Raw genomic sequence first — 20,452 nt, forward strand, 5'->3', positions numbered from 1 at the left:
GTCCAATCTGAGGAGGAAACGATGACAATTATGGCAAACCAAGCTGAGCAATTAGCGCGCATTGGCTGCAATATCGAAATTCCAGCCAATACAGGTTACCTTGCTAATCAGGTTGAAAATATTATCCGCATCGCATCAAGCCGTGGGGCACACGTAACCGTGCACGCAGGCCGCTACCTACCAAATCAGTTGGAACATTTTGCTCGTATTGGACGAGACAAAGTGACGATCGTACTCTGAGATGTTTCTAACTACAGGGTAGCAGGTCAATTGTATTATTCTCCCACCTTCTAAGTAATATCCTGTCTTCTTAATGATCAGACTTTTGTAAGGTGACGCTGGGTGGATTTGCTGATTAGTATGACAAATCCTGTTCACTGGCCCGGAGATTAAAAAAATGGTGCTGTCTGTTGGGGTTGTGGCCCATGACCGTCGCAAACGCGAAATGGCCGACTGGCTGGAAAAGCACAAGGATGTGTTTGCCAATATGCGCATCTTTGCCACCGGCACCACCGGACGCGTATTGCAAGAACGCTTCACGAAACTCGATATCCATCCCCTGAAAAGCGGGCCGTTTGGCGGTGATCAGCAATTGGGATCAATGATTGCGCACGGTGAACTGCAAGCTATGTTCTTTTTCACCGATCCGATGACACCCCACCCGCATGATGTTGATGTCCGCGCCCTGATCCGACTGGCCAACCTTTATGAGGTGCCAATTGCGTGCAACCAAAGCACAGCGGACCTTCTGATCAGCAATCCGAAGTTCGAGGAAATCTGCGAACAATATCGCGATCATTCCCCCGAGCAGGTCTTTGCCGATTACAGCCACCGCCAAGTATAAAACCCCGCCGCCGGAGCGCCCCGCCTGCCATGCAACTTGCCTATGAACTGATTGCTGCGATCTTTCCCATCTTTGCTGCCATCCTTGTTGGCGCGGCGCTGAAGCGATATCTGATCAAGGCAGCCGATGTCTGGGCCGGGATTGATCGGCTGACCTATTATCTGCTGCTACCATCACTACTGATCGTCGAGATCTATCGCGCCGATTTTTCCAGTGGCAATGCCGGCACTGCGGTTGGCGTCACGCTTGCAGCAACCCTTGGACTGTCGGCAGCCCTTCTTTTGCTACGCCCGCTCATCACGCGTGACACGCCACTTTTCACATCGATCTTTCAGGGGTCGGTGCGTTACAACAGCTACGTCCTGCTGGCCGTTGCAGATGCGCTTCACGGGGCAGAGGGACTTGCTCTTGCCATTATCTTTGTTGCGGTAATGGTGATTGCGACCAACATGCTGGGCGTTGTCGTGCTAAGCGCCTTTAGCGGCGGGAAAAGCAACCTCAAACGCATCATGGGCGGGATTGTCAAAAACCCGATCATCCTTGCCGCCGGGGCCGGTGCAATCCTGAATGTGAGTAACATTCACGTTCCGCTGCCCATCGAAAATACCGCAGCCCTTTTCAAGACAGCCGCCCTGCCTCTTAGCCTGCTGTCGGTCGGGGCCGGGCTTCGTTTTATCATGAACAAGAAGGCGCTTGGCGCGATTGCCCTTGCCACTACCATCAAGCTTGCGGTGCTGCCGGTGATTACCGGCGTCTGCCTTTATTTGGCGGGTGTAGATGGCATGGTTCTGGCGATGGGGGTTCTCTATGCCGGGATGCCGTGCGCGGGCAATGCCTATATCCTCGCCCGCCAACTTAATGGCGATGCCGAAGCGATGGCATCGATTATCACACTTGAGACTTTACTCTCCGCCTTCAGCGTCGCTGTCATCGCCGGTGTATTGAGCATCAATTGAGCTTGCGTGGGCGGCGTAGTCGCCTGTGTAACCGCACGGTTCCAGACCGGCGCGCATCAGTTCGGGCGGCGGGGCATCGACAATCACCGGATCACGGTCGGCATGGAACGGCACGACAATCTGGCGCGAAAGCAGCATCAGGGTCGGCGGCGCGCCAAAGATCGGCGGCTCATCGCCACGGCCATAGAACGGGTCGCCAATCACCGGATGCCCGACATGATCCAGATGAACACGCAGCTGATGGGTCCGCCCGGTATGGGGGATCAGTTCCAGCCAGGTGATGTCTTTACCATCCACGTCCTTGCCACGGCCCAGCACGGTATATTCGGTTTTTGATGGCTGGCCGTCTTCGTGGACCAGCATGGTCCAACCGCTTTCATCATTGATCTTGCCAATCGGCGCATCGATGAAACCGTGATCGTCCTCCATCGCGCCACGGACCACCGCCCAATAGGTCTTGCCGATTTTCTTTTCGGTGAAAAGACGGGTGATCTTTTTCGATGATTTCGGATGACGGCACAGCAACAGGCAGCCAGCCGTATCGCGATCCAGACGATGGGCCAATGTCGGTTCCGGCTGAATGCCAAATTTTAGATCCGGCAGATAGGCATCAACGTGGAAATAGGTTTTCGGCCCACCGTGGGACGCCAGCCCAGGCGGCTTGTTCAGAACGATGATGTTGGAATCGCGGTGCAGAACATGCGCGATCAGGTCTTCTGCAATCGGATGGGGCATGGCGTGGCCTTTCATTTCGGGGCGGGCCCGTTGAGCCCTTGCTTACCCCATCAGGCAGTGGCGGGCAATGATCATGACGTTTGATCCGCAATTGCGCACCAGCCGTAACAAGAAGGAAGCACACCTTCTGCAACCCGGCTTTGGTAACGATCATGAAGACGTACATTGCACCTTCGATAAAAGCCCTGCTTGGCACCTGCGCCCTTGTTGGCGGCATTGCGCTGTCGTCAAACGCGGCAGCAACCAATGAAACAGTGATCGAGCAAGCCAGCCTGACGAATGCGTTTGAAGGTGCCGATACCTGCCGTAACTTTGATCCCATTGCACGCTATGGCAACGAGCTTCGTTTTCAGATCCGGCGCAATGATTCCCCGGTCGGGAGCCATGTGGTGCAGTTCAATCAGGGGCGCGATGGCCTACAGGTGGTTGCCCAAAGCAATATCGATATCAGCTTTTTGGGTTTTAACGCCTATAGCTTTGCCTATCGATCCGAAAGCCTGTGGCAGGACGACCGGTTGGCTGCGCTTTCTGTACAGGTCAATGATGACGGTGATGAGACGGAAGTCATCGCCAAACCCGATGATCAAGGAGCGCTTATTGTAACCGGCCCGAAGGGTGAACAAACCTTGTCTCAGGAAATTTTTCCAACAGATCACTGGCATTGCGGCGTATTGAGCAGCACAGCGGTGCTGAACACCATCACCGGCAAGGCAAACACGGTTGATATCCGCGCAAGCGAAACCGAAATGCTGCGCACAACAAACGGCACGCTGCGTGCGACCCGGTTTACCTATGACGGGGAGCTTGAAACCACCGCATGGTATGATGCCGATGGACGTTGGGTTGGTCTCGCGTTCGAGGCACGTGATGGATCCACCATCACCTATCGCTGCATGAGTTGCGCGACACAAACCGCGCAAAAGGATGAGGAATGAGCAAAAACTTCCAGTCCATCTGGATTATCGGGGCATCTTCGGGCATTGGCGCGGCATTGGCCCGCGAATTCCTTGAAAACCCGACTTCAAAAGACCAGAAAGTCATCATTTCCGCGCGAAATTCCGATAAACTGAACGAATTGGCATCCGAAATGCCGGATTTGACCCCGGTTGCGGTCGATATTACCGATCCAAACGCAGTTAACAGTGCTGTTGGCACAGTCGAAGCGCAGTTTGGCCTGCCCGATCTGGTGATTTTGGCGGCCGGGATCTATTCCCCGATGAAACTTGATGCATTTTCAGCCGCAACCATCCGAAGCCACGTTGATACCAACTATATGGGTATTGTGAATTGTCTTGAGCCTCTGCTGGCAAAGATGCGGGCACGTAGGTCCGGCGAAATTGCCGTAATGGCATCGGTCGCGGGCTATCGCGGATTGCCCAATGCATCGGCCTATGGCCCGACCAAGGCCGCCCTGATCAATCTGTGTGAATCGCTGCATACGGAACTGAGCGGCAGTGGCGTTTTGCTGCGCGTGATCAATCCGGGATTTGTTAAAACGCGCCTGACCGACAAGAACGATTTTGAAATGCCCTATCTGCTTGAACCAGAGCAGGCCGCAGACTTCATCTATCGCGGGCTTTGCGGCAATGACAAATTCGAGATTGCCTTTCCACCCCCATTCGTGCGGCAATTGAAGCTGACGCGAATTCTGCCTTATCCGCTTTTCTTCAAACTGATGCGCAAACTGATCCGAGCATGACCGACATCACCGAGAACAAGCGCCAGTTGCTGGCGGCATATGCAGCCTATTACGAGAACCTGTCGCTTGAGACGGTTGATCAGCTAAACGATCTGGTGACAGAGGATTTCGTGTTCTGTGATCCGTTCACCACGGTACGCGGCCCCGGGGAGGTTTGCGCCTATCTGGCAAAGGCCTTTACCGATGCGGATAATCCGCGCTTTGTCATCACCCATCGCGCTATTGACGGGGATCGGGGATTTTTGCGCTGGAAATTCAGCGCGCGGGTCAAGGTCATCGGCGATTGGGAATTCACCGGCATGTCAGAGCTGACCTTTAACGAGGATGGCACCCGCCTGACATCGCATTTTGACCACTGGGATTCCGGGCAGAACTTCTATGCCAAAATCCCGGTGCTGCGCTGGTTCATTCAGCGGCTTGCGCGACGTGTTGGGTCTTTGTAAAGAACAGCGTCACTTCGCCGATTTCAAAGCCCCATTTCTTGACGCGTGCACGGTTGACCAACACCCCATCTGGCTGCAGGAACATCCAGTCGTTGAAGCCCACACGCCAGGCACCATCCCCGACCTTAAGATCCATGTCGTAGGACCAGTTAAGGGCATTGCCATACTGGCTGCCGATGGCTGCGCCAACAATATCATCAGCACGCCCTTCATAGGTGTGTTCACCGGTTTTGGTGATGGTCCAGACACGGCGATCTGTTTCGCCGTCATCATAGATAAAGTCTTCTTCCAGTGTCAGAACACCGTCCTTGACCGTACCCGTAATTTCGACGGTGAACTGACGACGCAACTTTCCGAACCGGTCTTCGAAAATACCCCAGGCCCGGCTGTTGCCTTCGAAATAGTCAAACACGTCGAAGCGGGGTTCCTTTTGCGCGAAATCCTGCGGTTTCATCGACCCACATCCGGCTATTAGCACCAAAAAACACAGCGCCATGAAATTCCGCAGCATCGATTTTCTCCTGTCCTGACATCCCAAGATCAAACGGTGCAGCGTGAAAGGCGCCGACGAATGGCAACCTGATGCGCACCATCCAGCGGAAAGCGCCACATCATCCCGATTGCTCCTGCTTTCAATACGATGGGGATCACCGCATAGATCAAAACCAGCACAATCAAGGCACCGGTTTTTTCATCCCCGCCCTCGGTCAGGCCAAAGGCGCCCAGGATCGGAAGCGCGATGCCGGCCGCCAGCGCCATGGCAAGCTTGTTGGTCATGTTCCAAAGCGCGAATAAAAGGGCGGTGCGCCGCACACCAAACCGATACCGGTCCCAGTCATCGACATCGGCCTGAATGGCCGGCGGCAGGGCAAGGTCCGCTCCCAATGCCGCCCCGGTGACAAGGCAGATGACGGCAAAGGCACCAAAGTCACCGGCATCGAGAACCGGCACAAACACAAAGGCCATAATCGCCATCACCATGGCCAGACACCAGACCCGGTGCTTACCAACCCGGCCAGCCATGACAACCCAAAGCGGGATAGCGATGATGGCGGCTGCGAAATAAAGCAGGATCAGGATATTCTCGCTGTCCTGATCAAGCTTGAGGTAATAGCGCACAAACAGCGGAAAGCAGACGGCGGGCAAGCCGGCGGCAAGGCCATTGATCATCCAGGCCGCAAGTAGACGCATGAACAGGCGATTATCGCGCAGGCTGCGAAATCCAAGACGCAGCGTCTTAACAAGATTGCCCGATCCCATACCATTTGCCGCCGATTTTGTGCGTTTATGCTGCGCAATCGGATCGGGCACTTGCCAGATCATAAGAGCAATGAAAGCAGCCCCCAATGTCAGGGTCACGATGGCAAGGGTCTGGATTTCCGCAGCACGGTCCGGGGCATTGATCAGAACGGGAATGGCCCCGGCCAGAACAATGCCGATCAGGCCAGCCCCTTCGCGAAGGGCAGTAAGCGACGTGCGTTTTTTATAATCGCCAGAAAGGTCCGCCCCCCATGCAAGATAGGGCACCTGAAACATCGTCCAGCCGAGAAACAGAACACTCGCCCAGATTAAAAGATGGAGTGCATCGGGCTTTTCGGGGGAACTGAATAAATACCAAAGGCCGATCCCGGCAATCACCGCCCCGACCCCGGTCCAGATTTTACGATTGCCGGTTTTATCCGACAGCCACCCAACCACCGGATCGGTCAGCATATCAATCATGCGCACCAGCAATAGAACTGCGCCCGTGATCGCCAACCCAAGGCCAAGGTCGTCGCCATAGTAACTGGGCAACAACACATATGCCGGAATGGTCGGAACGGCCGCCGCCATTGCCGGCAGCGCATAGAAAACCGATGTCTGGGTGGGGTATTCAGTCGGACGCATTTTCGCGATGTTCGATCACGAACAGGCCAACATCGATCGAGCCCTGATCAAAACCGGTTTCGCAATAAGCGAGATAATATTCCCACATGCGTTTGAAGCGCAGATCAAAGCCCTGCTTGGCAATACCGTCCCAGGCGTGCTGGAAGCTGCGCTGCCATTCGGCCAGCGTACGGGCATAGGATTTGCCGAAGAATTCCGAATGGCGGAGCTCTAGTCCGGCGTTGCTGACCGCTGCCGACAGTGCCGTCGGGGATGGCAACATGCCGCCCGGGAAGATGTAACGCTGAATGAAATCCGCCCCACGGCGATAGGTTTCAAACCGGTCATCATCAATGGTGATGATTTGCAGAACCGCCTTGCCGCCCGGTTTCAGGCGCTTGCGGATCATCTCGAAATAAGTTGGCCAGTGTTCTTCGCCAACTGCCTCGAACATTTCGATCGAGACGATCTTGTCATATTGGCCTTCTTCATGACGGTAATCGCGCAGAACGATATCCGTGCGATCGTGCAGCCCCTGCAGCAATAGCCGTTCACGGGCATAGGCATGCTGTTCGTTCGAAAGCGTCAGGCCCGTGACGTTGCAGCGATACTTGCCGGCTGCAAGTTCGGCAAAGCCGCCCCAGCCACAGCCGACTTCAAGCACGTTTTCGCCCGGCTTAAGATCCGCGAGCGCGCAAATGCGTTCGTATTTTGCTTCTTGGGCGTCATCCAGCGACATCTCCGGCGACTGGTACAAAGCCGAAGAATAGGTCATGCTGAGGTCAAGCCAGGCGCGATAGAATTCGTTGCCGAGATCATAGTGATAGGCAATGTTGCGCTTGGAGCCCTCAAGCGTATTGGCGTTACGCAAATGTCCGATCCGCGCAACCGTGCGGGCCAGGAACCCTGCCGCCAGACGGGCGCGCACAATCGTTTCATTGCGCATGGCAAAGTGCATCAGATGGGTCAGATCCGGGCTGCTCCAGCTGCCATCCATATAGGCCTCGGCAAAGGCGACATCGCCGCCGGTGGCGAGTTTGCGGATTGCCTGCCAGTCATGGATATGGATGGCGGCCCGCAGGCCGGTTTCCTGATCACCGGTAAAATGCAGGGTATCGTTGTCGGGCAGGACAATGGTCAAACGCCCGTAATGCAGATGCGAAAGAACACGCTTGAGCATGGCTTTCAGAAGGCTGCGACTGCCCGTCATGCTGCCCAGCATCGGCAGGATGCGGTCACGCAGCGGAAGAGCATAGGCGGATGCATTACGATTGCGGTTTGGCATTGTTTTTATCTCTTTCCTGCTTGGGCCGCTGCCGTCCCGGTTTCCAGCACATAGGTCACTGCCTGTTCTGGCGGTGCCGGCCGTTTGTGGAACGTCATACCCTTGCGCCAAAGATGGAGCGCCTCCCAATGGATACCTGCCACGACCTTGAGCGTCATGAGCGGGTAGCGAATGAACGCTCCTAACAGTTTACGGTCGGAAAGCTCGGTTCGATCACCGACAAAGGCAGCATTGAGAAACGCGCCCTTGGCATCGGTCTCGCGGATGGCGACCGCAACATTTTCATCCGGGATGCGAATGCGGAAATGATAGTCGGCGACCATGTCGATAAAGGGCGAGACATAAAACCCCTTCGCACAGGATTGGCGCAGCACGTTATTGTCATCCAGTGCACCATCGGTCACCGGGATCAAATAACTATGGCGATCTCCAAAAGTGTTGGAGACTTCATAAAGCACCGCCCCCACCGATCCGTCTGCGCGATGGCAGAAATAGACAGACAGCGGATTAAACACAAAACCAAGCAAACGCGGATAACACAGCAAGCGGATTTTGTGCGCACAATCGCCCAAACCATGATCGGTCAGAATGCCTTCAAGCCGGGTACGCAAATCGGCTTTTCCGCGATCGGCGTGATCTCGGTCGTGGAAGGAAAACAGGTTAAAGCGGTTGCGGCTAAACAGTTTCAGCTTTGCGGCAAGACCGTCGATCTCATCAAGATCAAGCAGGAAGGAAAACACCCGATAGCGCAGCTTGTGCTTTTTCGGGCGCAGCCGATGATGGGTGACCACCCCTTCAAACAGGGCCGATGCCGGTTTATGCGCAACAGGAAGTGTCATGCGGCCTCGCTTGATTGCGACTGCGCAGCGGTGCCAACATGAATGCGGCCACTTTCATTTTCGACGTTCCATGGGCGACGGACATTGCCAAGAGCCTCGGCCACGGCAAGGCCGGACTGAATGCCATCTTCGTGGAAGCCATAGCCAAAATAGCTGCCGCAATACCAGATATTATCGACACCCTGTATCGACCAGAGCTCCTTTTGTGCTGCCATCGCACCAGCATCAAACAGCGGATGATCATACAGGAATGATCGGATCACGCTGCCGTCTTCAGGATGGTGCGGCGGGTTCAGCGTTACGAAAAGCGGTTGCGTCGGATCAAGATGCTGCAAGCGGTTCATCCAGTAGGTCACGCAGACTTTCTGCTCGCCGTCATGATCCTCGGCTAGGTAGTTCCAGCTTGACCAGACCTTCTGGTTTTTCGGCATCAGGCTGGCGTCATTGTGCAGGATCGCCAGATTACGTTCATATTTGAAGGCCGACAGCAATTCGGCAACACGCGGATCGGGTGTTTCCTGAAGCGCCAGTGACTGATCACCATGGCAGGCCAAAACGACGTGATCATATTCTTCGCGCTTGCCATAGCGGTCTTCGACAAAGGCGCCACCGGACGCAGTCTTGCCGACCTTGGCAATCGCACGGTCGAGAACCACGCCACCGGAAATGTTTGCGGTCATGCGTTTTACATATTCACGCGATCCACCAACAACAGTGCGCCATTGCGGACGATCCTTGATCTGCAAAAGCCCGTGGTTCTGACAGAACCGGACAAACGCCGCCAACGGATAGGCCATCATGGTATCGACCGGCGTTGACCAGATCGCAGCGCCCATCGGCAGAAGATGATCATTGATAAAGGATTTGGAATAGCGCTTGTCGCGCAGGTAATCGCCAAGGCTGATATGTTCGGCCGTGCCGTCTTCAAGGGCGGCGGGTGCTTCGCGGTAAAAGCGCAGGATATCGCGCACCATCTTCCAGAAGCGCGGTCGGAACAGATTGCGTTTTTGCGCAAACAGGGCTGAAAGATCGCCACCGCCATATTCCAGCCCGCCTTCATCCATCGAGGCGGCAAAGGACATATCGGTCGGCGTGGTTTTCACATCGAGATGATCAAACAGCGCACAGAGGTTCGGATAGCATCGGGTGTTATAAACAATAAAGCCGGTATCAACCGGGGTCTGGCCAGCATCAACCGTATTGGAATGTCCGCCGGGGCGGTCATCCTTTTCATACAGCGTTACATTATGTGATTGGCTTAGCAGCCAGGCCGCAGACAATCCGGAAATGCCGGACCCGACAACAGCGATATTGAGTTTTCCCGGGGTGACGATGTTCATATCGGCTGGGCCTGCTTGCAGTTAATGTGTGAGCGTTACATATGAGTACGCACGGTAAAGGCGTGCAGATCACCGTGAATTATTTGTGCGATATCATTGTAAGTATCTGGCAGAAAACATACATTTTTATTTGATCCAAATGAATGCGGCCGACGTAGGACTGGTATGATGAACACAATCCTGGCGCGGCCCCCAAAGGGACCAGAGACCAAAATGAGCGGCACCACACCACAACGGACCGGACCAGCTGATCCGGTCGAGGCGAAAAGATGTGCCGACTGGATTGTTTCCGTCGCGACCTCTCGCGATCGGGAAGCGTTTGCGCAACTGTTTGCGCATTTCGCCCCGCGCGTGAAGGCCTACATGTTCCGGTTTGGCGGCAATCCTGAGACCGCCGAGGAAATGGCGCAGGAAGCAATGATGCAGGTTTGGCGCAAGGCGCACCTGTTTGATCCCTCAAAGGCAGCGGCCAGTACGTGGATTTTCACCATCGCCAGGAACCTTCGGATTGACCGGTTCCGGCAACGCAAACATATTGAGGTTGATGATTCCGACCCGACTTTGATTGTCGACGAAGACCCGCTGGCAGATGACGTTGTCAATCGTGACCAGGAGGCCGTTCTTGTCAAAGCCGCGATGGCGGAATTACCAGCCGATCAAAAGGTGGTCGTAGAATTGTCGTTTTTTGAAGATTGCTCACACAGCGAAATTGCCGAGCGTCTTGATATCCCGCTGGGGACTGTAAAGTCCCGTTTGCGGCTTGCGCTTGGCAAGTTGCGTGGCGGACTGGAAGGTGTCGCATGAATATCAAGCATCATCCAACCGATCAGACATTGATGGATTATGCCAGTGGTTCCCTGTCGCAAGCGATGGAGCTTTTGGTCGCAACCCACATGACCGTGTGTCCGCACTGCCGCGACAAGGTCACCGGGTATGAGACCATGGGCGGTGCTGCGCTTGAAACCACAGACAGCATGTCGATGGGGGATCATTCGCTTGATCACGTCATGGCAATGCTTGAGCGTGAAACCGCGAATGAAAACATCGTCACACAGGAATTGCCATCGCTCCGCCGGGTTGCGGTTGGCGAAAGCATTACCGGTAGCGCCATGAGCGCCCTGCCAAGGCCGCTTGCCGATTTGTTGCCCGATGATGTGATGTCGCTTGATGATATTCCGTGGAAAACGCTTGCACCGGGTGTGAAGCATTTTCAGCTGAAATCAATCGAAAGCAAGGGCACCGTGCGCCTGATGAAGATCGCACCGGGTGTGTCGATCCCCGATCACGGGCACCATGGTCATGAAATGACGCTTTTGATCAAGGGATCCTATATCGACGAGATCGGCCGGTTCCGTGCCGGTGATGTCGCGGATCTTGATGATGATGTTGATCATCAACCGATTGCCGATACGGCCGAGGAATGCATCTGCCTGATCGCAACCGATGCCCCGATGAAGTTCAATCGCCTGCTGCCGAAATTGCTGCAACCGTTCTTTGGCATCTGATACCTGCTCCCAATGCGTCCCAACGCATCGAGGCCACGTTGGCAACCTGCCTTCGGGGCCTCATTTTTATGGGCAGCTATTCGGCCGGCACCAACCAGCGCATCTGATGTTTTGCTGGCCCCGGCAGCTTGCAGGTTTTCGCAAGCCAGTCGCCGATTTCGCCAAGCTGCTGATCAAACTGCCAGGGCGGATTGACGACAAGAAGCCCCGTACCGCGCATGCGCCCCTTTGCCCCGCCCTGATCAGTAGCAAGTTCGGCACAGAGAACACCACCAGATGACTTGATCCCGGCAAATGATTTGCGAAGCTCGGTATCAAATCCGTCTTCGAGGATCGGATACCACAACATGAAGGTTGCGGTTGGCCACTTTTCCCAGGCTTCACGCACGGCCTTGGCGGCCTTTTGATAGTCCTGTTTTACATCGTAACTCGGATCCATCAGCACCAGCCCGCGACGGATGGCCGGGGGCATCATGCCGACCACACCTTCATAGCCATCGCGTTTGTGCAGATGAATGCGCGCATCACGCTTGACCCGATGATGCAGTGTTTCATGTTCGCGCGGATGCAGCTCGATCAGAACCAGTTCATCGTCGTCGCGCAACATATCGCGCACAATGAACGGCGACCCCGGATAGAACGGACCACGATAGCCATCACCTTCCCGCACACCATAATCCCGGCCCTTGGCAACCGGATCAAAGCCCGCGACGTAGCCTAAAAAATGCTGCAGCATTTCCGGTGCATCGGAGCCAGCTTTGGCAAGCGCATAGCCGTCTTTCCATTCGCCGGTTTTGGCCGCCTGATCACTGCCCAGATCATACCAGCCCGACCCGGCATGGGTATCGATCACGCAGAACGGCTTTTTCTTTTTACGCAGATGTTCAAGCACCAGCCAAAGGGCAGCATGTTTGTGCATATCGGCGAAATTCCCGGCGTGAAAGCCGTGCAGGTAGCTGAGCATAGCGGCTTATCCTTTCTTCGGGCGCGAACGATGACGTGCGGGCTTTGCTACGCCTGACCCGCGGCGCTGTCCGGTGTCGGGTACCTTGTTTACCGCATCGTTGGGGGCATTGCGTTGGCGGGCTGATTTGTAACCACCCTTGCGTCGGCCGTTGCCGGGTTTGGTTACAGCACGTTCGCCATCAGATTGGCTATCGGTGTTCACGTTGCCTTTATCTGGCAGCTGCTTGCGGCGCGGCGGCTTGGCCGATCCGGGCGAGAGTCTGCGATGGGTTGGCTGGGGTGCCTCGACCTCGATCACTTTCCATTCGCCCGGCGCCAGGCCATCGAGCGTCCAGTCGCCGATAGCACGACGGATCAGGCGCAAGGTCGGGAAACCGACTGCGGCCGTCATGCGGCGTACCTGACGGTTTTTGCCCTCGGTAATCGTCAGTTCGATCCAGCTTGTCGGGATGGCTTTGCGATAGCGCACCGGCGGATCGCGTTCCCAAAGTCCGGCCGGCTCATCAATCCGGCGCGCCTTGGCGGGCAAGGTCATGCCGTCTTTAAGCTCCACCCCATTCCTTAGCGCTTCAAGCGCTTCATCGGTCGGTTCACCATCAACCTGCACCAGATAGGTTTTCGGCTTCTTGAATTTCGGATGGGCAATCTGGGCATTGAGTGGCCCATTGTCGGTCAGAAGCAACAAACCTTCACTGTCGCGATCAAGACGCCCGGCGGCATAGACACCGGGCAGATCGATATAGTCGGCCAAGGTCGCCCGACCGTTTTCACGGTCGGTGAACTGGGTCAGAACGCCGTAAGGTTTGTTAAACAGGATCAATTGCGCCATGGCGCGCATAAAACCAGCTTTGGCGAAGCTGTCAACTGGGTTCAGGGCCTAATCCCGGATGAGATATTCCATGGTGGTGACCACGCGCACCGTCTTGTTGATCTGGTTGGCTTCCATCATGTTGGGCGCGCCATCAGCCGCCAAAATCTGAAACAGGCCCTGTGTCGCGCGACGGATACCGCCCAGTTCACCCCCTGAGTCCGTGGCAAATTGCTGGGCTGCTTCGCGGGCATTGGCAGTTGCCGCCGCGATCATTTCCGGCTTGATGTCATTAAGACCGGTGAACAGGTAACTCGGCCCCGGGTTATAGCCCTGCCCACCCAGAACAACACCGCCTTGCAACAGTTTGCCGATATCCTGTGATGCCGCAACCACCGCATCAACATCATCGGTGCGAACCTGAATGGTCTGATTGACGATATAGCGGCTTTCAATCGGGCCGGATCGATAGGACTGAGCAAGCTGATCGGTCACTTGCAGGTTTTGCAGTTCGGTTGCTTCGCGCCAGATACCGTGGCTTGCGAGGAATTCAAAGAGGGTGTTGGTATCGGCATCGATCTTGGCCTGTGCATTTTGCAGCACATCATCGGTCGCAACATAGGTAATCGGCCAGACGGCCTTGTCGGCCTTTACATCGCGTTCGGCCAGCCCCTTGACCGTGACATAGCGATCAAGGGCGCGCATGTTTTCAATGCCGGTCCCGACCAGCCAGCCTGATGCCGCCAAGCCACCGGCAACAACGATGGCCGCGACAACTTTTGCAAATCCCGATGATTGCGCCATGGTGCAGTTTCCCTCTGCAGTTCGTCTGTTCGGTTCCGGGCGATATGACAGATATGATATCGCCCGGACTGACTTTCACGGTATCTGCCTGTTATCCGCATAAAAAACGGCGATTGCGGGGCAGTTTACCGCGACAAAGCTATTCACCCGCTGCCGAAACGAGAATCCTTTGAATGCATTCAAAAACTGTCGCATTCACCGCCCGGGCGTGGTAAAACCCGGCCAAATCATTCAACCGAACAGCCATCCACAACGCCACAAGAGGTCATCCATGCTGCGTTCTGAAATCAATGTCTGTATCGAGCATGCAAAGGAACTTTATGCATCCATCGCATTCAAGCTGCCTGAGTGGGCACATTACAGCCCGGCACAATGGGATGGCGAAGCCGATCTGGCGAAATGGTGTCGTGACCATCAGATGGGCTGGGACGTTACCGATTACGGTGAAGGCAATTTCGAAAAGCGCGGCCTGATCCTGTTTTGCCTGCGCAATGGCATTCTGCGCCAGCCGGGCGAAGTGCCCTATGCCGAAAAGATCATGATCGTTGGCGAGAATCAGGAATGCCCGTGGCATTACCACAAGGTCAAAATGGAAGACATCATCGTGCGTGGTGGCGGCAACCTCGTGATTGAGCTTTGCAACCTGACCGATGATGGTCAGATGGACCGCGAGAACGAAGTGCGCGTCCGCACCGATGGAAAGCTCAACATCCTGCCAGCCGGCGGCAAGGTTATTCTCGAGCCGGGGCAGAGCGTTACTCTTCCGCGCACGCTTGTCCACCGCTTCTATGGCGAAGAGGGCAAAGGCCCGGTAATTGTCGGCGAAGTCTCGCAGGTGAATGATGACCTGACTGACAACTACTTCTTTGATTGCGATGCACGCTTTACCCAGATCGAAGAAGACGTCGCACCGATCCATCCGCTGTGGAACGAACTGCCCAGCAGCTAAGCGGCGTTTAAGCGAGGGTACAGCCCGAAATACAAAATGCCCTGCAGCAATGCTGCAGGGCTTTTTGCTTGGATATTGCACATTCCCGGATTATTCGGCAGGCGGCAGGTCTTCCTTGCTGCCAAGGATCTGGGTGAATTCCGGCATGTCGCGGAGCGGTTCAAATTCTTCCTCGGCCCAGGCCGGTTGGCGCATGGCATCGGACAGTTCGACCGCACGCTGCAGATCGGCAAGGGCGGCTTCCTTGAACCCAAGACCGGCATTGGCGCATGCGCGCTGATAATGGCCATTGGCACTTTCGGGTTCTTCTGCCAGCAACCGGTTACACAGACTAAGTGCCCAGTCACGATCGCCAAGTTGAAGCGCCGCATCGGCCTTATAGGCCATGACTTCCGGATCACCCGGGGCGAGTTCAAGGATCTTGTCATAGGTTTCGATCTTTGCCCGCGGATTACTCAGTTGGTTGGCCTGCAGCCACAGGGCATGAATTGTCTGGGTGCGCTCAATCTCGTGCTGATGTTCGTTGATCAGTTTGGATTTCAACAGCAGCTCGTTTTCAAGCGAGGTCAGGCGTCCTTCGAATTCCTGCGACAGACGTTGCAGTTCGGTATTGGCCAGATTGCGCACGCTTGATTTCAGTTCGCGCAAGGACTGCCAGCCCAGCATGGTCAGAAGCGCACCGACGGCGGCCACGAAATAGAAGAAATAGGTCACCGTGTTCGACGAATATGAAATCGCCTTGTCGATGGCCTCTAGCTGGCGGTTAACGACCTCGCGCAGCAATTCGGCGCGCATGCCCTGCATTTCGGTGCGCAGGTTTTTCAGTTCATCAAGAACGTAACGCTCCATCAGAGGCGGCATGTTGGAGCGCTCTTCGGCAGAGATCGGTCGATAATCAATCGACGGGGTTTCGGTCGTACTGTCGGTGACCTGGCCATTGACGGTTGTCTGGTCGTCAGAACCGCTGGTCTGTGCCATGGCAGGTGTGCCCGACAAAGCAAAGCCCAACAGGACGGCGATTGCCGCCATCAAAGCCGATAGTTTCCGCATCTTGTTTTCCCGTTTTTCTTTTTCGGACCGAAGCCGTTTCCCGATGAAAGCACCCCAGGGCAAGGCAGCCTAGGATGCAGACGTGAATAAACCGATAAAATTACAACCTACGCACTCTATACGCGCATGTGACAAAACTGATATAACGCAGGTGCACAATGCGCGTCCCAGACTTAAAGAAGTGCCTATAAATTCCACGATACCACTCCTTCAGGTTCCCCGGAATGCCTCAGCAAGAACAATACCGTCAGCGTTCTTACGCGCTGTCGCGTGAAGCGCTGGAATTAATTGATGAATTGGGTTTGAGCGCAAACCCGATCAATTATGCTGTGTTTTTTGCTTATGTGGAAAAGTCCAACGAAGACCTTGTGGCCCTGATTGACATTCTTCAAAGCAACCAGCGCGCGCTTGATGATGTGAAATGTCATGAACTCTATCAACGGTTTATCGAACCGGGCCGGGTCGATCTTCTGCGCAAAACCATTTCAAATGACCTGCTTAAACAGATGTCAGATCTGATTGATCGCATCTCGAATGGCAAGAACGTCATCACTGCTGCCGACCTGCGCAATGCAACCAACGACCTTCTGGGCGTTAGTACGCCATCCACCGCGCATCAAAGCAGCAAGCAGCACACCGACACAGATCAGGCACCAGTCGAAGTGACACAACTGCTTCTTGATCTTGAGGAAATGAAACGCGAAGCCCATACCGACGGGCTGACAGGGATTGCCAACCGCAAGGCGTTCGATGAAAGCCTGCGCGATGCCGCCATGGCAACCATGGAAGGTGGCGAATGCCTGAGCATCCTTTTGATCGATATCGATCATTTCAAACGGATCAATGACACCCATGGCCATCAGGCCGGGGATCAGGTCATCCGTACCTTGGCAAAGACCTTGCAGCAAAACGTCAAAGGGCGTGACACCACCGCCCGATATGGCGGCGAGGAATTTGCCGTAATCCTGCCGGCCACGACCTTAAGCGACGCCATGCGGGTCGCAGAAAACATCCGCGCATCGTTTGCCGCCCTGCATCTTAAAAGCATCAACCGCAACGAGGACCTTGGCCGCATTACCGCATCCATCGGGGTTGCAACTTATCAGTTGGGTGAACCGCTGAGCCGGGTGATTGAACGCGCCGATCAGGCGCTTTATCTGGCCAAGGAAAACGGCCGAAACTGCGTAATGAACCAGAACGACCTTCTGACCCAACCGATCAATCGAGCCGAAAGCGCGTAGGGTAATTCTCGCCCAACCGGATCATGCCGCGCCCGTCTCGCGCATCACCTCATTGCTCCGCGCCAGAAAATCAGAAACTTTGGTCTAAAGCCCTGCGTTTTATGACTTAAATCAAACCGTTTTTCTATTCGTTTGCATAGGATATTGCCGCGAGTTTCGGCGACATAATTCTACTGCAGGCAATTGATGAGCGCGTACGGGTTTAATCACAACACAGCACAGAAACACACCAATGCCGCACTGGCATTGATGGCAGAACTTGGCGTGATTTCACATCCGGACAATTTCCAGATTTTCTTTACCTATGTCGCAAAAACCAATTTCGATCTTTGCCGGACGATCGACATTCTGCGCAGCAACCATCGCGAGTTCGACGAGGCACAATGCGAGGAACTCCATACAAGGTTCTTTAGCGACAAGCGCGAAAACGAAATCATCGAACGCATTTCAAACGACCTGCGCCAGCAACTTGGCAGCATTCTTGATACCGTTCACAAGGTCGGCGTTGATACGCGAAAATATAACAAGGCACTGGATCATTTTTGTTCCTATGTCGGCGACAAGAACCGCGACCTCAGCAACCTTGAGCAGGCGCTTCATACCCTGCTTGGTGCAACGCGCGAGATGGAAGGTGTCAACCGCACCCTTGAAAACCGGTTGACAAACAGCTCATGCGAAATCACCCGCTTGCGCGAGGACATGGAAAACCTCAAGCGTGAGGCCCTCACAGATGGCTTGACCGGGATCGCCAATCGCAAGGCCTTTGACATGCAATTGCGCGAAGGCATGATGCACGCCATGGAAGATGGCCAGCCGCTGAGCCTTTTGCTTCTTGATATCGATCACTTCAAGAACTTCAATGACACCTATGGCCATCAGATTGGCGATCAGGTGATCCGGTTGCTGGCGGAATCACTTAAACGCAACGTCAAAGGTCAGGATACCGCTGCCCGCTATGGTGGCGAGGAATTTGCCATCATCCTGCCCAGCACATCGCTTGGCAATGCGATGCTGTTTGGTGATCATTTGCGTCACTATATCGAAACCCACAAGGTCGTAACCAAGTCCGGTCGCACCATCATTGGCAAGGTGACGGCATCCATCGGGGTTGCCGAATTCCGCCCGGGTGAACCGGTGGCAAAACTGATTGAGCGGGCCGACATGGCGCTTTATTTCGCCAAGGAAAACGGTCGCAATCAGGTGGCTAGCGAAAAGCAGATTGCCACAGATGGTAGCGCGCCTCAGCCCCGTGACATCGGAGATATCGCAGCCCAATAGCAATTTCCGCCACTGGCACTGACAAGGGCACGATTTCCACGTATAAGCAGGTCCGAAACTCATTTGAATGGATCTGACGGGCTTGAAAAAGATTGATGTTCTTGTCATCGGGGCGGGTGCGGCCGGCCTGATGTGCGCGATTGAAGCAGGAAAACGCGGTCGGTCCGTCGTAGTGGTTGATCACTCAGCCAAACCGGCGCAGAAAATCCGCATTTCCGGTGGCGGGCGTTGCAACTTCACCAATATCCATACCAGCCCGGAAAACTTCATCTCCGAGAACAAGCGGTTCTGTGTGTCTGCGCTCAAGCGCTATACTCAGCATGACTTCCTTGATCTGGTAAATCGCTACAACATCGCCTGGCACGAAAAGACACTGGGCCAGCTGTTTTGTGATGAGTCGTCGTTTGAGATCATCGACATGTTGCTTGATGAATGCGACGCCGCCGATGTGACGATCAAACTCAATACCGAGATTTCCAACATCTTGAAGCGCGACGATGGCGGCTTTGACGTCACCACGCGCACCGGCGCACAATGGACCTGTGAGTCGCTTGTGGTGGCCTGTGGTGGCCTATCAATCCCGAAAATCGGTGCGACCGGCTTTGGCTATCAGATCGCCCGACAGTTTGGCATCAATGTCATCCCGACCCGTGCGGCCCTTGTGCCGTTTGTGTTTGATCCGGAGCTTCGCGCCCGCACGGGCGAGCTTTCCGGCATTTCTGTCGATGCGATTGTGCAGTGCAACAAAAAGCAATTCCGCGAAGGGTTGTTGTTTACCCATCGCGGACTTTCCGGGCCCTCGATCCTGCAGATATCATCTTACTGGAATGAAGGTGATGCCATCACGGTCAACCTGAACCCGGAAGAAGATGCATTTGATCTTTTGAAAACCGCGAAGGGTGAAAACCCGAAACAGGCGGTACATACGGTTCTTTCGCGCATCTTGCCCAACCGGCTTGCCCAAATGATTACATCCATCCATGGCCTGGATCGTCCGATTGGCGAAACCGGTGACAAGGCGCTTCGCAAGCTTGCGATGGATGTCAATCAATGGGCCCTGATACCGAGCGGCACCGAAGGATATCGCACGGCCGAGGTCACGGTGGGCGGGGTCGATACCAACGCCCTGTCATCGAAAACCATGGAAGCTCGCGACGTGCCCGGACTTTATTTCATCGGCGAAGTTGTTGATGTCACCGGACATCTGGGTGGCTTTAATTTTCAATGGGCCTGGTCGTCAGGCTGGTCTGCCGGACAAGTCGTTTAAACGATCTTTCACCAACCATTCTTTGCACACTATTTAGACCGTGCGGGAACAACTTGTGACATCAACCGTTTGAGTTGTAAGCGCGGTGCAAACACCGCTGCAACAAATGTGAGGTTGGAACATGTTTGAATATGGTGGAATTCTTGGACTTCTCGTCCTGATCGCCGATATTTGGGCGATCGTGAATATTATGGGCAGTGGTGCAAGCACCGGCTCGAAAGTCCTGTGGACTGTCCTTGTTGTTATCCTGCCGGTCCTCGGCCTGATTATCTGGTTCTTTGCCGGACCGCGCAGCGGACGCGCGACCGCATAAAACCGGACATCATTTCCCTCAATGACAAAAAGGCCGACAGTTTCCTGTCGGCCTTATACATTGAGAGGCACGAACATTTGCTATGATGTTCGTGCCTCTTTTCACTTGGGAGCCTGCGTATACGCAGGCTCCCGGATCCGTGAGGTGTTGATGCGGCCTTGGACTTTTACGTCCGTAAAAAAGCTGAACACTCACGGCCTCTGGAGGCATTGTCGAACCGCTGGAAGAGCTTTGACGCTCGAGTATAAGGAGGACATTGCCATG

General features: G+C 54.8%; 23 protein-coding genes. 13 read left to right on the plus strand and 10 right to left on the minus strand.

The genetic code is table 11. The annotated features are described in order from the left end of the window. Window positions 1-21: 21 nt before the first annotated feature. From UF64_RS20105 to UF64_RS03865, 3 genes are all read left to right on the plus strand, one after another. Window positions 22-240: a hypothetical protein gene (locus tag UF64_RS20105; RefSeq protein WP_152630595.1), complete on the plus strand. Its 219-nt coding sequence runs from the start codon at window positions 22-24 to the stop codon at window positions 238-240. Between the two features lie 157 nt (window positions 241-397). Beyond that, window positions 398-844 (plus strand): methylglyoxal synthase, encoded by a 447-nt coding sequence (locus UF64_RS03860; RefSeq protein WP_044827270.1) that lies wholly within the window; start codon window positions 398-400, stop codon window positions 842-844. A 29-nt stretch (window positions 845-873) separates the two neighbouring features. Beyond that, complete coding sequence (locus UF64_RS03865; protein WP_044827271.1) at window positions 874-1,800, plus strand: AEC family transporter; 927 nt, start codon at window positions 874-876, stop codon at window positions 1,798-1,800. On the opposite strand, the gene UF64_RS03870 is transcribed toward UF64_RS03865, so the two are convergent. Beyond that, a complete protein-coding gene (locus UF64_RS03870) occupies window positions 1,747-2,535 on the minus strand; it encodes an RluA family pseudouridine synthase (RefSeq protein WP_235284953.1) in 789 nt (262 codons plus the stop codon). The two genes, UF64_RS03865 and UF64_RS03870, sit on opposite strands and share 54 nt — an antisense overlap. A gap of 152 nt (window positions 2,536-2,687) precedes the next feature. Between UF64_RS03870 and UF64_RS03875 the strand changes: the two genes are divergently transcribed. From UF64_RS03875 to UF64_RS03885, 3 genes are read left to right on the plus strand one after another with little or no spacing between them, the layout of a single operon-like run. Continuing rightward, window positions 2,688-3,470 carry a DUF6134 family protein gene (locus UF64_RS03875; RefSeq protein ID WP_235284954.1) on the plus strand — a complete coding sequence of 261 codons (783 nt, stop codon included), beginning with the start codon at window positions 2,688-2,690 and terminating at the stop codon, window positions 3,468-3,470. Beyond that, the gene (locus UF64_RS03880) at window positions 3,467-4,234 is read left to right on the plus strand and encodes an SDR family oxidoreductase (protein ID WP_044827273.1); all 768 of its coding nucleotides are present in this window, start codon (window positions 3,467-3,469) and stop codon (window positions 4,232-4,234) included. Before UF64_RS03875 ends, UF64_RS03880 begins: the two co-directional genes overlap by 4 nt. Further along, entirely contained in the window at window positions 4,231-4,677 is a 447-nt protein-coding gene (locus UF64_RS03885) for a nuclear transport factor 2 family protein (RefSeq protein WP_044827274.1), read from the plus strand. The genes UF64_RS03880 and UF64_RS03885 overlap by 4 nt, the downstream gene beginning before the upstream one ends. Here UF64_RS03885 and UF64_RS03890 read toward each other — a convergent pair. The 5 genes from UF64_RS03890 to UF64_RS03910 form a co-directional block, all read right to left on the minus strand. Further along, window positions 4,640-5,131, minus strand: a complete 492-nt coding sequence (locus UF64_RS03890; RefSeq protein WP_044827275.1) for a DUF3833 domain-containing protein — start codon at window positions 5,129-5,131, stop codon at window positions 4,640-4,642. The two genes, UF64_RS03885 and UF64_RS03890, sit on opposite strands and share 38 nt — an antisense overlap. A gap of 86 nt (window positions 5,132-5,217) precedes the next feature. Beyond that, the gene (locus UF64_RS03895) at window positions 5,218-6,564 is read right to left on the minus strand and encodes an MFS transporter (RefSeq protein ID WP_044827276.1); all 1,347 of its coding nucleotides are present in this window, start codon (window positions 6,562-6,564) and stop codon (window positions 5,218-5,220) included. Continuing rightward, window positions 6,551-7,828, minus strand: coding sequence for a cyclopropane-fatty-acyl-phospholipid synthase family protein (locus UF64_RS03900; RefSeq protein ID WP_044827277.1), 1,278 nt, complete (start codon window positions 7,826-7,828; stop codon window positions 6,551-6,553). Before UF64_RS03900 ends, UF64_RS03895 begins: the two co-directional genes overlap by 14 nt. 5 nt (window positions 7,829-7,833) lie before the next feature. After that, a complete protein-coding gene (locus tag UF64_RS03905) occupies window positions 7,834-8,667 on the minus strand; it encodes a DUF1365 domain-containing protein (protein ID WP_044827278.1) in 834 nt (277 codons plus the stop codon). Then, entirely contained in the window at window positions 8,664-10,007 is a 1,344-nt protein-coding gene (locus UF64_RS03910) for an NAD(P)/FAD-dependent oxidoreductase (protein ID WP_044827279.1), read from the minus strand. The genes UF64_RS03905 and UF64_RS03910 overlap by 4 nt, the downstream gene beginning before the upstream one ends. A gap of 213 nt (window positions 10,008-10,220) precedes the next feature. Here UF64_RS03910 and UF64_RS03915 point away from each other — a divergent pair, with 213 nt between their 5' ends. Together UF64_RS03915 and UF64_RS03920 are read left to right on the plus strand one after the other, a co-directional pair. Next, entirely contained in the window at window positions 10,221-10,811 is a 591-nt protein-coding gene (locus UF64_RS03915; protein WP_044827339.1) for a sigma-70 family RNA polymerase sigma factor, read from the plus strand. Then, window positions 10,808-11,512, plus strand: coding sequence for a ChrR family anti-sigma-E factor (locus tag UF64_RS03920; RefSeq protein WP_044827280.1), 705 nt, complete (start codon window positions 10,808-10,810; stop codon window positions 11,510-11,512). Before UF64_RS03915 ends, UF64_RS03920 begins: the two co-directional genes overlap by 4 nt. 76 nt (window positions 11,513-11,588) lie before the next feature. Here UF64_RS03920 and UF64_RS03925 read toward each other — a convergent pair whose 3' ends face one another. From UF64_RS03925 to UF64_RS03935, 3 genes are read right to left on the minus strand one after another with little or no spacing between them, the layout of a single operon-like run. Next, window positions 11,589-12,476 carry a 23S rRNA (adenine(2030)-N(6))-methyltransferase RlmJ gene (locus UF64_RS03925; RefSeq protein WP_044827281.1) on the minus strand — a complete coding sequence of 296 codons (888 nt, stop codon included), beginning with the start codon at window positions 12,474-12,476 and terminating at the stop codon, window positions 11,589-11,591. Window positions 12,477-12,482: 6 nt separating this feature from the next. Continuing rightward, window positions 12,483-13,307, minus strand: a complete 825-nt coding sequence (locus tag UF64_RS19860) for an rRNA large subunit pseudouridine synthase E (protein WP_082049514.1) — start codon at window positions 13,305-13,307, stop codon at window positions 12,483-12,485. Between the two features lie 48 nt (window positions 13,308-13,355). Continuing rightward, on the minus strand, window positions 13,356-14,090 hold the full coding sequence (locus tag UF64_RS03935) for an SIMPL domain-containing protein (protein WP_044827282.1): 735 nt from the start codon (window positions 14,088-14,090) through the stop codon (window positions 13,356-13,358). A 271-nt stretch (window positions 14,091-14,361) separates the two neighbouring features. Between UF64_RS03935 and UF64_RS03940 the strand changes: the two genes are divergently transcribed. Continuing rightward, a complete protein-coding gene (locus UF64_RS03940; protein WP_044827283.1) occupies window positions 14,362-15,039 on the plus strand; it encodes a D-lyxose/D-mannose family sugar isomerase in 678 nt (225 codons plus the stop codon). A gap of 90 nt (window positions 15,040-15,129) precedes the next feature. Here UF64_RS03940 and UF64_RS03945 read toward each other — a convergent pair whose 3' ends face one another. Next, a complete protein-coding gene (locus UF64_RS03945; RefSeq protein ID WP_052657443.1) occupies window positions 15,130-16,089 on the minus strand; it encodes a hypothetical protein in 960 nt (319 codons plus the stop codon). 224 nt (window positions 16,090-16,313) lie between these two features. Here UF64_RS03945 and UF64_RS03950 point away from each other — a divergent pair, with 224 nt between their 5' ends. The 4 genes from UF64_RS03950 (at window position 16,314) to UF64_RS03965 (ending at window position 20,188) form a co-directional block, all read left to right on the plus strand. Next, window positions 16,314-17,330, plus strand: coding sequence for a GGDEF domain-containing protein (locus tag UF64_RS03950; protein ID WP_044827284.1), 1,017 nt, complete (start codon window positions 16,314-16,316; stop codon window positions 17,328-17,330). Between the two features lie 186 nt (window positions 17,331-17,516). Further along, window positions 17,517-18,608 (plus strand): GGDEF domain-containing protein, encoded by a 1,092-nt coding sequence (locus UF64_RS03955; protein ID WP_235284955.1) that lies wholly within the window; start codon window positions 17,517-17,519, stop codon window positions 18,606-18,608. A gap of 67 nt (window positions 18,609-18,675) precedes the next feature. Next, complete coding sequence (locus UF64_RS03960) at window positions 18,676-19,875, plus strand: NAD(P)/FAD-dependent oxidoreductase (RefSeq protein ID WP_082049504.1); 1,200 nt, start codon at window positions 18,676-18,678, stop codon at window positions 19,873-19,875. Window positions 19,876-19,996: 121 nt separating this feature from the next. Beyond that, complete coding sequence (locus UF64_RS03965; RefSeq protein WP_044827285.1) at window positions 19,997-20,188, plus strand: PLD nuclease N-terminal domain-containing protein; 192 nt, start codon at window positions 19,997-19,999, stop codon at window positions 20,186-20,188. Window positions 20,189-20,452: the final 264 nt, after the last annotated feature.

This window comes from Thalassospira sp. HJ (assembly GCF_000948415.1).
In the GTDB taxonomy this organism is placed as follows: Bacteria; Pseudomonadota; Alphaproteobacteria; order Rhodospirillales; family Thalassospiraceae; genus Thalassospira.